At 56.3% G+C, this 13,498-nt stretch carries 11 protein-coding genes; 9 read left to right on the plus strand and 2 right to left on the minus strand.

The features are described from left to right. Positions 1–6: 6 nt before the first annotated feature. The 3 genes from ACYQ54_RS00610 (at position 7) to lexA (ending at position 3,315) form a co-directional block, all read left to right on the plus strand. The gene (locus tag ACYQ54_RS00610) at positions 7–1,587 is read left to right on the plus strand and encodes an acyl-CoA synthetase (RefSeq protein WP_460078397.1); all 1,581 of its coding nucleotides are present in this window, start codon (positions 7–9) and stop codon (positions 1,585–1,587) included. Continuing rightward, positions 1,584–2,483 carry a PPC domain-containing DNA-binding protein gene (locus ACYQ54_RS00615; protein WP_460078400.1) on the plus strand — a complete coding sequence of 300 codons (900 nt, stop codon included), beginning with the start codon at positions 1,584–1,586 and terminating at the stop codon, positions 2,481–2,483. Before ACYQ54_RS00610 ends, ACYQ54_RS00615 begins: the two co-directional genes overlap by 4 nt. A 121-nt stretch (positions 2,484–2,604) precedes the next feature. Continuing rightward, positions 2,605–3,315, plus strand: coding sequence for a transcriptional repressor LexA (lexA, locus tag ACYQ54_RS00620; protein WP_460078401.1), 711 nt, complete (start codon positions 2,605–2,607; stop codon positions 3,313–3,315). 4 nt (positions 3,316–3,319) lie between these two features. Here the strand turns inward: lexA and ACYQ54_RS00625 are convergent, their stop codons facing one another. After that, positions 3,320–5,692: a ComEC/Rec2 family competence protein gene (locus ACYQ54_RS00625; protein WP_460078404.1), complete on the minus strand. Its 2,373-nt coding sequence runs from the start codon at positions 5,690–5,692 to the stop codon at positions 3,320–3,322. 172 nt (positions 5,693–5,864) lie between these two features. On the opposite strand from ACYQ54_RS00625, the gene gltX reads away from it, so the two are divergent. The 6 genes from gltX (at position 5,865) to ACYQ54_RS00655 (ending at position 13,156) form a co-directional block, all read left to right on the plus strand. After that, the gene (gltX, locus tag ACYQ54_RS00630; protein ID WP_460078406.1) at positions 5,865–7,289 is read left to right on the plus strand and encodes a glutamate--tRNA ligase; all 1,425 of its coding nucleotides are present in this window, start codon (positions 5,865–5,867) and stop codon (positions 7,287–7,289) included. A 236-nt stretch (positions 7,290–7,525) separates the two neighbouring features. Further along, on the plus strand, positions 7,526–8,818 hold the full coding sequence (gene gltA, locus ACYQ54_RS00635; RefSeq protein ID WP_460078407.1) for a citrate synthase: 1,293 nt from the start codon (positions 7,526–7,528) through the stop codon (positions 8,816–8,818). A gap of 438 nt (positions 8,819–9,256) precedes the next feature. Continuing rightward, the gene (locus ACYQ54_RS00640; RefSeq protein ID WP_460078409.1) at positions 9,257–11,683 is read left to right on the plus strand and encodes a methyl-accepting chemotaxis protein; all 2,427 of its coding nucleotides are present in this window, start codon (positions 9,257–9,259) and stop codon (positions 11,681–11,683) included. A gap of 523 nt (positions 11,684–12,206) precedes the next feature. Continuing rightward, the gene (locus ACYQ54_RS00645; RefSeq protein WP_460078411.1) at positions 12,207–12,497 is read left to right on the plus strand and encodes a hypothetical protein; all 291 of its coding nucleotides are present in this window, start codon (positions 12,207–12,209) and stop codon (positions 12,495–12,497) included. A gap of 80 nt (positions 12,498–12,577) precedes the next feature. Further along, positions 12,578–12,727, plus strand: coding sequence for a hypothetical protein (locus ACYQ54_RS00650; protein WP_460078413.1), 150 nt, complete (start codon positions 12,578–12,580; stop codon positions 12,725–12,727). Positions 12,728–12,814: 87 nt separating this feature from the next. Continuing rightward, on the plus strand, positions 12,815–13,156 hold the full coding sequence (locus tag ACYQ54_RS00655; protein ID WP_460078415.1) for a glycine-rich domain-containing protein: 342 nt from the start codon (positions 12,815–12,817) through the stop codon (positions 13,154–13,156). A 22-nt stretch (positions 13,157–13,178) separates the two neighbouring features. Here the strand turns inward: ACYQ54_RS00655 and ACYQ54_RS00660 are convergent, their stop codons facing one another. Continuing rightward, on the minus strand, positions 13,179–13,400 hold the full coding sequence (locus ACYQ54_RS00660) for a hypothetical protein (protein WP_460081724.1): 222 nt from the start codon (positions 13,398–13,400) through the stop codon (positions 13,179–13,181). Positions 13,401–13,498 lie beyond the last annotated feature (98 nt).

Raw genomic sequence — 13,498 nt, forward strand, 5'->3', positions numbered from 1 at the left:
ACTTAGATGGTGGAGCGCTGTTCCAATCGCGTGGCCAATCTGGCGCATTTTCTGTCCAGGAACGCTGCCCGCTGGCCCTCCGGATCAGCGATTGTCCAGGATGGCCGCACCTGGACCTGGTCGGATGTCGATTCGCGTGTCTCAGCCCTTGCCAAAGCGCTCCAATCCGAGTTCGGAATTTCCAAGGGCGACAGTTTGCTGGTTCAGGCACAGAACTCTCATCAGATGATCGAGATCATGCTGGCAGCTTTCCGGCTGGGAGCTGTCTGGGTGCCCTGCAATTTCCGTCAGGCTCCCGGAGAGACAGCCTACGCCGCGGAAAAAGCGAAGGCGAAAGTATTTCTGTGCGACGCGGATTTCGGCGCGCAAGCGGAAGCCGTGCGAAATTCAGTTGAAACGCTGACGGGCTGTATCACAATAGGCACAAGCGAATTCGGCACCGAGTATGAGGATCTCGTCTCCCGTTACCTGGGGCAAGTCCATTCAAACGAGATCGTGGACTACAACGATCCTTGCTGGTTGTTCTTTACCTCAGGCTCGACGGGGCGCCCGAAGGCTGTGGTACTCAGTCACGGACAAATCGGCTTCGTTTGCGTGAACTACATGGCGGACCTGTTGCCCGGCACCACGGAACAGGATGCCTCGCTGGTCATAGCACCTCTGTCGCACGGTGCAGGACTTCAACTGATTGTCCAGCTCTCGGCCGGGTCCACAAACGTCCTTCTGCCTGGAGGCGGTTTCAATCCCTCTACAGCGTTCGAGCTGATCGAAAAACACAGGGTCAGCAACCTCTTTACGGTCCCCACCATCGTCAAACGCCTGGTGGAAGATCCTTCGGTCGATCGTTTCGATCATACGAGCCTTCGCCACGTCATCTATGCCGGGGCTCCCATGTACCGGGAGGACCAGAAGCTGGCGCTCAAGAAACTGGGTCACGTCCTGGTTCAGTATTACGGGCTTGGTGAAGTCACCGGCAACATCACGGTGTTGCGGCCGCAGGATCATTTTCTGGAGGACGGACCTGAGACACGCAGTGGCACCTGCGGTACCGAGCGCACAGGCATCGAGGTCTCGATCCAGGACGAAGACGGCAACCACCTGCCACCTAATGAAACGGGAGAAGTCTGCGTCATCGGCGCCGCTGTCTGTGCCGGATATCTGGAAGACGGCGAGGCCAACAGAAAGTCTTTCAGAAACGGCTGGTTCCGAACAGGCGACATCGGCCATATGGACGAGCAACGTTATCTTTTCCTCACCGGCCGAGCCTCGGACATGTACATCTCGGGCGGCTCCAACGTCTACCCGAAGGAGGTCGAGGAAGTCCTGCTCACGCACCCGGACATTTCCGAAGTCGCAATCCTTGGCGTTCCGGATCGGCAATGGGGCGAAGTCGGGCTCGCCGTTTGTGTGGCAACCCCGGACAAGTCGCCCAACCCTCAGTCTCTATCGGATTTCCTCAGCGGAAAGATCGCGCGCTACAAGATGCCTGCCCGTTATCTCTTCATTCCGGCAATGCCGACAAGCGCTTATGGCAAGATCACCAAGAAACTGGTGCGGGAGCACTTGATCGAAAAAGGCCTGTTATGAGACGGCCGCCACCAAAAACACTTGCCGACATCCGGCATCCAGGCCCCGTCGCCGAAAACCGGTTGCCATACGCCAAATGCCGGGCTGAACCTGTCGAGATTGAAGTCACAGAGCGCGCCCCCTTGCTGAAAGTGCTGGGAGACTATGTCGAGCGGAACGGCCTCAGTTCTGCTGTGCTCGACCTTTCAGGGCTGACGCTCGGAGCGTTTGACTTTGTCAAGCCGGCCTGTGCGCTGGATGATCGGCATGCGGCCTGGTACAGCGACACCCATTCTTCCGCTGGCGCGACGCTCGAAACTGCGGTTGCCATTGTAGGCAAGAAGGACGGCGACTGGTTTGCCCATGTCCACGCCTATTGGCACGAGGGTGGCAGTGACCATCTTGGGCACCTGTTGCCCCACACGCTCATTGTGGCCCGGACAGGCACTATCAAGGGTAACGGTTTGCGAGGTGCTGCATTTGTTGCCTCGCTGGACCCGGAGACAGAATTCACACTGTTTCGTGTGCAGCCTGACGAAGAACCTTCCCGGCATGTCGACGAAAATGCCCTCATCACAACGCTCGCACCGTTTACCGACCTGACTGACAGCATCCGCGACCTTTCCCATTTTCTGGAAGCTTCGTCCTACGAAGTCCATGGACTGGGCAGCCTTGCCGGAGCGACGTTTCGCGACTCCGCCCCGATGACAGGTCTGATATCCGAAATTTTGCTTTGTCCGAACGCAGGCGCGAAGCCAAATCAAAAGCTGTGCGTTCCCATACGAGCGGTCGACCTCAATGGTGGGCTACATCAGGGCGTTCTCACTTCCGGCGGCGCGCCGACGCTGGTCACCTGCGAATTGCTGATCAAAACCTGCTCAGCACACCAGGATACGGCGAAACCGCGGAAGAATTGAACCCCGCGCCTCCCGCGAGGCCAAGAACAGTAAGAGAACATTTACCCTTGCAGAACACAATGAGAACAGGTACCATGTTCTTGATTTGTACCAGATGTTTTCTCGGTCAGGGGACGCCTACATGCTGACGCGCAAGCAGTACGAACTGCTCATGTTCATTCACGAAAGACTGAAAGAAACCGGTGTGCCGCCCTCTTTCGACGAAATGAAGGATGCGCTCGACCTGCGCTCCAAGTCCGGCATTCACCGCCTGATCACGGCTCTTGAGGAACGAGGTTTCATCCGGCGCCTGCCAAACCGGGCAAGGGCCATGGAGGTTGTTCGTCTTCCGGACTCAATTGCACCCGGGCTGGGCGCGCCCCGTCCACGCGGCAGCTTCTCACCGGAAGTCATCGAAGGTTCCCTTGGCAAACCGGAGCCGGTGAAAACGGCACCGGAACCTGTAATTGGCGTCACGGAAATTCCCGTCATGGGCCGGATTGCCGCCGGTGTGCCGATCGAGGCCATTCAAACCCACAGCCACTCCATCACTGTGCCGCAGGACCTGATCGGCCGGGGGGAACACTATGCTCTGGAAGTGCGCGGTGATTCCATGATCGAAGCCGGTATCCTGGATGGCGACACCGTATTGATACGCCGGACCGACAGCGCCGACAGTGGCGATATTGTCGTCGCACTTGTGGACGACGAGGAAGCCACCTTGAAACGGCTACGCAAGAAAGGCGCTTCCATTGCGCTTGAAGCGGCGAACCCGGCTTATGAAACGAGAATCTTCGGACCGGGCCGCGTTCGCGTCCAGGGGCGCCTTGTCGCCCTGTTCCGCCAGTATTGAGGCATCACTCGTCTGCACGCGCTTCGGCCTTCGAAGCGCGTTCAACCTGCCGCAATCCCTCTCTTGTTACCGTCCCCGGTCGATGCCAAGGGCGCGGTGGGTCAGGGATGGCAAACCTCAGTTTTTCTATTTTCCATTTTTCCGCAGGCGAGCGCTTTTCTGCGCTGTCATGACCTGAAGAGCCAACGGTGCTGCCTGAGATGTCGGTCCTGGACAACCAGATGGATATCGCTCCTCGCAGAGCGCGCGTCGTCTGATCCAGGACAAGCCCCACGCCACAGTTCTTTGGGGCGACTAGATCGGTCACGATCAAATCGGCGTATCGACAATCCATCTGAAACGCTTCAATTGTCCTTGGTTGAGCAACCGCAAGAAATGTTGGCCTGTCTTCTGTTCCTTCAGACTTATCAACACGACCATAAGCCCTGACGACACACCCCTCATCATCGCATTTCCTTTGAGGCGACTTCATCTTGCGCGATAAAATCGCGCTGTCAGAAACACCTTCCGACTGCAGCCAGAGATCCGTTGCAAAGGTTCTGCCCCTTGCGGCGAAACGTAGTGCCCCCGCCTCGTCCCGAGCGGCAATACGAGAGCCGTTTGCGGCAATCTGGATGTCGGGTGGCCGGGTTGTCATGACAATCAAAACACCGGCAAGAAGTGGAACCGCGGCAAGCAGGCGTTTCCTGCCTGGTACCAACAGGCCTGCAAAGAGAGCTGACAACAGAAGGAATGCAGCCGTTCCATCCAGCCTGCCCGAAGCTCCACTGCCGGCATCCAGGGCCGCCGTGAAGGAAGCAACCTTCAAGAGCAGCGAGATGCCGTAAGACATGATCCACAGAGGCAACGCAGCCAGCCCAAATGGCATCAGGACGAATGCGAGCACACCCATGGGCATTACCAGCAGCGAGAAAATCGGCATTCCCAATAGGTTGCCGACAAGGCCGTATGGCGCGATGCGACTGAAATGATGCGCTCCGATGATGCCGGTTGCCAGACCCGCGACCAATGCTGTTACAAACAGCCCGGCAATCCATTTGCCGAGAAAAAGACCGGTTGCCATAACCCAACTGGTCGGTCTTTCTCCCGAATATCCCGTCCGATCGCGTTGCCGCCATAGGTCATAAACAGCAACCAGACAGATCACGGCAGCGAAGGACATCTGGAAGCCCGGAAAAAACAGGCGCTCCGGCGCGATCAGAAGTAGAACAAGACCCGCAAGCGCAACACTGCGCAGGGTCAGCCCTCGCCGGCCCGCCAGAATGCCGACAAAGACGATTGCAATCATCAGGAACGAGCGCTGGGTGGCAACCGCCCCACCGGACAGAAGCAGATAGACGACCGCGGCACCAAGGGCTGAGATTGCCGCCCACTTGTGAACGGGCCACCTTAACGTCAGGACTGGCACCAGCGAAAACAGCAGCAAAACCGCCCCATAGGCCCCACCAGCGAAAAGCGCCATATGGAGGCCGGAAATTGCAAGAATATGAGCCAGCCCGGCCGCACGCAAAACGTCTTCCTGTTCCTCTGCAATTCCGCTCCTGTCACCAACAAGCAAAGCGACAATCAGTTCAGTTTCAGGCCCCTCGCCCAGGCTGGCCCTGATGCGCGTGGCAAGATCGCCTCGAAGTTTTGCGACTGCGACAGCGGGGCGAAGCTCAAGTTCACCTTCCGAAGACTTGAGGATCTGCGGAGGTCCGAAACTGAACCCTGTAGCACCGATCCGTTGATAGAAGGCCCGGAAGGAATAGTCGTATCCTCCCGGAAAGACCGGACCGGCCGGTGGAAACAGGCGTGCGCTGACACGAACTGTGTCCCCAACTCGCACTTTGCTATCTGCAGGAACGCGCAGGCGCACCTTTTCCGGAAACGTGAGAAATTCTGCCGGATGCCCATCGACGGCAGCAACTGCGAGCACGAGCCGGACACCCGACGAACCAACATCAAGCTCTTCAACGTAGCCAGTTACTTCCGCATTCATCGGTTCGGCAAGGCGCGGCGTCGACACAAGAGCGGTGCGGAAACTTGAAGTTGCCAGACCGGAGGAGAAAGCCAACCAAAGCACGGCGGAAATGGCCAAGGCGCCACGCCGCCCAGGTCGCAATGCTACTGCCCCGGCAATCAAGACCATAACCGTCAACAAGATCCAGGACGGCTCTTCAGGCAACCAGACGTAAATTCCGATGCCAGCGGCAAACGCGAAAGCACACCACAGGAGCCCCTGAGAATCCCAAAGACGTTCTGCCGTCAAATTGCCAGCTAAATTTGCCCGCGTTTGACCACCTGTCATCCACGGGCGTGGCTCTTCACGTCCATCCGACCCGGTTGTGCCGGGCAATAAATCTGCGCGCGCACTGTCAATGGTTGCCGTTTGCATGCGGCTGTCAGTGATATCCTGCGGTCCGGACCGTGACGTCACCCCAGTTCCCCGTTAGGTCCAAGAAATGGCAGGCGCCCCTATTTAGCCTCGCCAAAGCCTGTGCTAAGACCGCGCCACCAATCCGGCGCGCTCCGCGCCGTCATACTGACAGAGACTTTCATAAAGCACCATGGCACAGAAAATCGTCACGCGCTTCGCCCCGTCCCCGACCGGGTTCCTGCATATCGGCGGTGCCCGCACCGCGCTCTTCAACTGGCTGTTTGCCCGTCATCATGGCGGCAAGATGCTGTTGCGGATCGAAGACACGGATCGGGCCCGATCCACACAGGAAGCGGTGGACGCACTTATCGACGGCCTGTCCTGGCTTGGACTCGACTGGGAGGGAGACCCAATCTCCCAGTTTTCCCGCGTCGAACGCCACAAGGAAGTGGTTGAGGAAATGCTGGCAAACGGCACGGCCTACCGCTGCTATTGCACGCCGGAAGAAGTTGATGCCATGCGCGAGAAAGCCCGCGCCGAGGGCAAGCCGCCCCGCTATGACGGAACCTGGCGCGAGCGCGATGCATCCGAAGCCCCTGTTGGCATTGATCCGGTCATCCGCATCAAGGCCCCCCAGGAAGGCGAGACTGTGGTTGACGACCTGGTCCAGGGCCGCGTCGTGATCCCGAACAAGGATCTGGATGATTTTGTGCTGATGCGCTCCGACGGTACGCCGACATACATGCATGCTGTCGTGGTGGACGATCACGACATGGGCATCACGCACATCATTCGCGGTGTCGATCATCTGACCAACGCGGCCCGACAGACGCTCATCTTCCAGGCTCTTGGATGGGAAGTGCCGGCAATGGCACATATTCCGCTCATTCACGGGCCGGATGGGGCAAAGCTCTCCAAGCGCCACGGTGCGACCGGGGCAGAAGCCTATCGCGAGATGGGCTATCTGCCTCAAGCCATGCGAAACTATCTGGCCCGTCTGGGTTGGAGCCATGGTGACGAGGAAATCATTTCGCTTGAAGACATGATCAAGTGGTTCGGTTTCGACGCTGTCGGCCAGTCGGCTGCACGTTTCGATTTCAAGAAACTGGAAAACCTTAACGGCCACTACATGCGTGCGACCGAGGACAGCGAATTGCTGAGCCATTGGAAGGTCTATCTCGCACACGCCGAAGGCGGCAACCAGGTTCTCTCCTGGCTCGCTGATGGCAATAACGAGACAACTGCGCTCACCGCCCTTCCCGGCCTGAAGGAACGCGCCAAAACTCTGGTCGAACTGACGGAAAGCGCTTCCTATCTATGGCGTCAACGCCCGCTGGATACCGACGAAAAGGCCACGAAGATCCTTGATGACGATGCCCGGACGATCCTGAAGGATCTGCATGGCGTGCTTTCAGCCGCTTCGGATTGGAGTGCTGAACCGCTGGAAACAGCGGTTAAGGCCTATGCAGAAGGCAAGGAGTTGAAACTTGGCAAGGTGGCGCAACCATTACGCGCCGCACTGACGGGCCGCGGCACATCACCGGGTATTTATGACGTCCTGATTGCTCTGGGCCGGGAAGAATCCCTTGCCAGAATTCAGGATCAGGCGGCCTGAGTTTAAGCACCGCCGGATGCAAATTCAGGCAAAAGCCAAGCTTCCGGCGGTCACCCCGACACGCGAAATGCGTCTTTGACCAAAGCGTTATATCGGCCAGCTTGCGGCAGTGCAGTAAATGGGCTACGCAAGACGCGAAAAATTCTCCAGTGCTGGTCCGGCAACCGGAAACGGGACCCATCACCAGAAGGGTCGAACCAGGACGGCACATCCGGTTAACGTAAAGGGGTTTCTGAATGGCCGACAACAACGCCAAGCTCAATGTCGGTGGTAACGACCACGCATTCGACGTTCTTGAAGGATCCATCGGACCGTCGGTTGTGAACATTTCGTCCTTGTACAAGGACACGGGCATGTTCACCTACGACCCGGGCTTCACCTCCACCGCCTCCTGCGAGTCCAAGATCACTTATATTGATGGTGACGAAGGCACGCTGCTTTACCGTGGATACCCGATCGAGCAACTCGCCGACCACGGCGACTTCCTGGAATCCTGCTATCTGCTGCTTTATGGCGAGTTGCCGACGAAGTCCCAGAAGGACGACTTCGTCAATCGTGTGACCTATCATACGATGATCCACGAGCAGATGAACCGGTTCTTCTCCGGCTTCCGCCGCGACGCCCACCCGATGGCCGTCATGGTCGGCACCGTTGGCGCTCTGTCCGCTTTCTATCACGACTCGACCGACATCACCGATCCGCATCAGCGTATGGTGGCGTCTCTGCGCATGATCGCCAAGATGCCGACCATTGCCGCAATGGCCTACAAGTACCATGTCGGACAGCCGTTTGTTTATCCGCGCAACGACCTGAGCTACGCAGCAAACTTCCTGCATATGTGCTTTGCGGTGCCTTGTGAGGAATACAAGGTGAACCCGGTCCTGGCTCGCGCCATGGACCGCATCTTCATACTTCACGCGGACCACGAACAGAACGCGTCCACGTCTACGGTACGCCTGGCGGGTTCTTCCGGCGCAAACCCGTTTGCGTGCATCGCAGCAGGCATTGCCTGCCTCTGGGGACCGGCACATGGCGGCGCCAACGAAGCAGCCCTCAACATGCTGTCCGAAATTGGCTCCGTGGACCGCATTCCGGAATACGTCGCTCGCGCCAAGGACAAGAACGACCCGTTCCGCCTGATGGGCTTCGGTCACCGTGTTTACAAGAACTACGATCCTCGCGCGCGCATCATGCAAAAAACCACGCACGAGGTTCTCGGCGAACTCGGCATCAAGGACGATCCGCTGCTGGACGTCGCGATGGAGCTGGAAAAGATCGCTCTCAACGACGAGTATTTCGTCGAGAAGAAGCTCTATCCGAACATCGACTTCTATTCGGGCATCACGCTGCGCGCGCTCGGCTTCCCGACTACAATGTTCACCGTCCTGTTCGCCTTGGCCCGTACCGTTGGCTGGATTGCACAGTGGAAGGAAATGGTAGAAGACCCGTCCCAGCGCATCGGCCGTCCGCGTCAGCTCTACACAGGTGAGAAACTGCGCGACTACACGCCGATCGACCAGCGCCGCTAAGGCCTGGGAGGAGCCCGCAAGCACGCCGGTCGCAGTTGCGTTTCGGCTCCGCACTGAACATAAAAAAGGGCGTCCTGCTTAGTTGCAGGGCGCCCTCTTTCTTTTTTGACCCAAAGGAACCACGACAAAAACAAGAAATATTTTTCCCGATATGCCCACCAATGCAAATAGGGCTTTCATGCAACATAATTCATTCGCTAATACCGACCGGAATTATTTCCCAAAAACAAACCGAAACAAAAATGATCTACGCTGGCGCAAACATCTCTCTACTAAATTTTTAGTTTTATTACTTATTCTATAGTTCTCAAGTATTAAGCAAATTCTTTTCTTAAATTTGACGTAATATCAGAACTTTTTACAATTAATAAGGAATCATTGCTTATCCTCTCCATCAAATAGCACGTGTGAAACACGCTGGGGTCTCGAGGGGTTACCATGAATTTCCTGAAGTTCGCTTCTGATCTGAAGTTTGGCGTGAAAGTCGGCGGCAGCTTTGCCGCTGTTGTTGCTCTTACAGGTATCGTCGGTGGTGTCGGCGCTTACAGCGTCATGACCCTGTCGGAACGCATGGAAGTTGCCAAACAGTCGACCTCGGCAATCGCCCAACTGCAAAGTCTCGCGAGCAAGAAGGAAAGCTTCCTGTCTACACAGGACCTTCAGGCCGCAGAAGCCACCATCTCGGATATTGGTGTCTTGAGTTCAGAGCTGGAAACGCTCCAGAACCAGCTCAAGTCCGATCCTCAGGCTCAGACACCCGTTGCCGAAGCCGCCGCAGCCGTTGAGAATTTCCGTAGAGCCTTTGAAAAGGTCGTCGGTCTGACTCAGGTACAATCCGACAAGCAGCAACAACTCGACGGCGCCGTGCAAAACCTTGAAAAGATTTCCTCGGAAATTCTTGGCAAGGCATTGATGGCGCGAGACGGCGTCAGTCAGGATGAAACCAACGCGCGCAAAACGCTCGTACTTGCCAACAAGGTTGGTCAGGCAGCAGCCGGTTTCCAGGAGGAGTCTCTCACTCTTCAGAACCTGTTCAACGCCGCAGCCAACAACGCCAAGCAGCTGGCGGACATCAAGGATCGCGTAGCCCTGCTCGTCCCGTCCGCCAAGCAGATGGCAGCAAACAGCTTTGACGGTGTCGATCCGGCCAAGTTCCAGCAGCTTGCATCGAAAACAGCCGAACTTGAGCAAACACTTGGAAAACTGACCGAGACCAAGGACTACATTGCGATCTTCGATCTGACTGATGCGGCCAAGGCCGGCTTCGAACAGCTCGTATCCGATGTAAAGGAAATCCGTTCCCAGGCGAATGTGGCGATCGACAACGTCTATACCCAGGCAGACGAAATCAATCAGCGCTTCTATGTCGTCGACAGCGTTGCAGATACGGTCATGCAGATCGAGGCCGACGCCAACGCCGTAAAGGCGGCCGCCTTCTATTTCATGCTGTCGCCAAGCGATAGCTCGCAGCAAACCGTCACCACCGGCATCGAAGGCCTCAACAAGCTGGCCACACGGCTCGAATCCAGTGCAAAGGACTTCCCTGCGATTTCGGACATCGTCCCGGCAGTGAAGAGCTCCATCGACAGCTTCTCGGCAAGATTCTCCGAACTGGCTTCGAACCAGTTCCAGCTGGCAGGTCAGATCGATACCATGACGGAGCTGTCGCAGACTGTTCAGACGCAGATCTCGACTATCTCCGCCAACCAGAGCGCAGCTGCTCAGGCCTCCAGCTCCAGCGCCCTTAGCGTCATCAGTCTCGCCCTTCTGACTGCTGCCCTGGCCGGTGTCGGCATGGCTGTCGCACTCAATTTCGCAGTGACGCGTCCCCTCCGCCGGACGACTGCGACCATGTCCCGTCTTGCCGAAGGCGACACGGATGTCGAAATCGACGGTACCGGGCGTGGTGATGAAATTGGCGACATCAGCCGTACCATGCAGGTCTTCCGCGACAATGCGGTAGAAAGATTGCGCCTTCAGTCTGAAACAGAGAAAGACCAGCAGCTGCGTGCCGAGCGCCAGGCTCGCATCGAGGCTCTGATTTCCAACTTCCGAGAAAAAGCGACCGAAGTGCTTGGCTCTGTTGCGGAAACAGCGCAGACGCTGGATGGCACTGCCCAGGATTTGAGTGCTATCGCCAGCCAGAACTCCAGCCTGGCCGACAGCACCTATGGTGTGACCGACGAAGCAACCCAGAACGTTCAGACGGTTGCCAGTGCCGCCGAGGAACTGGCCGCCTCAATCCAGGAAATCTCCCGTCAGGTAAACCAGACCACTCAGGTTGTCGACCGGGCAACCGAGGGCACACAGGTTACCAATGAAAAGGTTCAAAGCCTGTCGACAGCGGCCACCAAGATCGGTGAAGTCGTCAGCCTGATTCAGGCAATTGCCGAGCAGACCAACCTTCTGGCGCTCAACGCCACCATCGAAGCAGCTCGCGCTGGTGAAGCCGGCAAGGGCTTTGCGGTGGTCGCGGCCGAAGTGAAGGAACTGGCTACCCAGACTTCCAAGGCAACGGAGGAAATCAGCTCGCAGATTTCCGAAATCCAGAACGCGACCAAGGATGCTGTGGTCGCCATTGAGGCGATTACGCAGACCATGGAAGAAGTCAACGAATACACTTCCACCATTGCCGCTGCCGTTGAACAGCAGGGCTCTGCAACCAGCGAGATCTCCATCAACGTTCAGCGCGCTGCGGAAGGAACAGGTTCGGTCAAGACCAATATGTCGGACCTGTCACAGGCCGTAGCCCAGACCAGCCAGAATGCCAATCTGGTGCTCGGTGCATCGAGCGAATTGTCCCAGAAGACCGATATCCTGAAAAGCGAAGTCGGACACTTCCTGGACAATGTGGCCAACGCCTGATCCGAGCGCCAAATTCTTATTTGCGTTTCAAGAACCGGGGGCGTTTCGCTCCCGGTTTTTCTTTGATGGGCAGGTTCCGTCTCGCCCCAAAGTCACCCCAGGACATTTATTCGGGCACGCGCCTGCTACGAATCTTAATTTTCAGCACAAAGTTTTTGCTTTTTGAGATTTTCTCTTTCTATGGGTATTTTCCATTATCGAATGAAAAACATACACTTATCAAAATGAACAATAAAAATAATATACCCATAAATACCCGATAAAATATTATCGATTAAATCACCATTCACCTAAAGTTAGTTTATGCGAAAGTTCGCTTTCTATTCATATAGCCTACAAAAAAATTACTGTTACGCTTTCCCTGTCATTTCAAGATTTGAAATGAAGGGAGAAAATTATGATGTCAGGTAATATTCGATCACTTACACTTGCGGCTGCTATTTGCTTTAGTGGCTTGCCTGCAATTGCGGCCGAAGTTACGCTCACTTTTGACAAGGTCACAACAGTCGCGTCAGACGGTGACATGTCAGTGTGCACCAAGCGTTATGGCGACGGCTACAAATCCAGCCCCACTGACAAGGGCGACAAGCATCGGGTGACGGACAACGGACACGCGTTCGAGGTTCTGAGCAACGAGGTTTCCCAAAACATGGGCGTCGTTTCTTTTCACAACACCTATCTGATGACCTTCGCAGGTGAAACCGCCCCTGTATCAGCGGAACTGTGGGCAACAGGTCTTGCAGGTGAAGCGCTGTTCCGCGGAACCTTTTCGGATGGCACCTGCCGGGGCCACGTAGAAATGTCGGCTTCCTAGCGCGGCGCTATTCACCCACATCACAATTACCTTTTCTGATCCCGCTTTCTTTGAAAGGGCTAAATCACATGAAAAATCTCTTGAAACTCTACCAGCAGGCAAACCGCTTTCCTCAGGACATCCACAAGGCTGAAAGCAAGGCCCTTTGTTACGGCGGTCATTGTGTAGTCCATATCGACGCCCCTACCGAAGGCAAAGCAATCGACCGCAAATCGGCCGAAAAGAAATAGGCGCCTGAGAGAATTTACCTGTTTCCCGGGCCAAAGGTGGAGTTTCACCTTGCCCCGGGGAACGGGTCTGTTGAGAGAGAGTGGCAGATGCAATTAGCCGTAAGTACTCTTGCGTCAGATTCCGTGGATGATCTGGACCTTGAATGTATCATTACCAAGCTGACCGCGGACGAGGCCGCAGGCGGGTACAATTGGCCTGAATCCTCGGCCCGGCAAGTGGAAGAAGCCTACAGGACATTCCTGAAGTCGGCGCAGCAGCAGATGCTTGAAAACACAGGCTCTGCAACGACAGATGTGTCCCTGCAGCCGACGCAAGTGGTCGACATCTTCTGGCACACCCACATTCTTTTCACGCGAAAATATTTCAGCGACTGCGAAGCGGTCTTCGGACGGTATCTGCACCATGAACCAGTTTTGCCCGGTCAATGACCGCCTTCAACAGCCGAATGTTTCAGCTCCTTTCAGACTGGATCATCTTCTGATAGAACGCCACGAACTCTTCAGGTGGCCCGTGTCCCTCGAACCGGAAATTCAAGCGTTGGCCGGATACATCGCAGGCGCTGTCAGCGCCGGTGTTCTTGCCGATCATGGACAGGACCTTCACGAAAAAGCCGAGACAACCGCGCGCAATGCTCTCGCAATACCAGACGCTGCCTCGATCATATTTGGTCACAGCGCAATCCAGATCCTGGAACAGCTGTTACTCACCCGTTCCAAGAACCATCCCGTTTGCACCCTATGCCGAGATTTCTTTCTGTTCGACAAAACCCT

It is taken from the genome of Roseibium sp. LAB1 (assembly GCF_054658235.1).

Excerpts from the sequence above, each read along its gene's own strand:
- ACYQ54_RS00610 (WP_460078397.1), top strand. The coding sequence starts at position 7 with ATGGTGGAGCGCTGTTCCAATCGCGTGGCCAATCTGGCGCATTTTCTG.
- ACYQ54_RS00615 (WP_460078400.1), top strand. The coding sequence starts at position 1,584 with ATGAGACGGCCGCCACCAAAAACACTTGCCGACATCCGGCATCCAGGC.
- lexA (WP_460078401.1), top strand. The coding sequence starts at position 2,605 with ATGCTGACGCGCAAGCAGTACGAACTGCTCATGTTCATTCACGAAAGA.
- ACYQ54_RS00625 (WP_460078404.1), bottom strand. The coding sequence starts at position 5,692 with ATGCAAACGGCAACCATTGACAGTGCGCGCGCAGATTTATTGCCCGGC.
- gltX (WP_460078406.1), top strand. The coding sequence starts at position 5,865 with ATGGCACAGAAAATCGTCACGCGCTTCGCCCCGTCCCCGACCGGGTTC.
- gltA (WP_460078407.1), top strand. The coding sequence starts at position 7,526 with ATGGCCGACAACAACGCCAAGCTCAATGTCGGTGGTAACGACCACGCA.
- ACYQ54_RS00640 (WP_460078409.1), top strand. The coding sequence starts at position 9,257 with ATGAATTTCCTGAAGTTCGCTTCTGATCTGAAGTTTGGCGTGAAAGTC.
- ACYQ54_RS00645 (WP_460078411.1), top strand. The coding sequence starts at position 12,207 with ATGTCAGTGTGCACCAAGCGTTATGGCGACGGCTACAAATCCAGCCCC.
- ACYQ54_RS00655 (WP_460078415.1), top strand. The coding sequence starts at position 12,815 with ATGCAATTAGCCGTAAGTACTCTTGCGTCAGATTCCGTGGATGATCTG.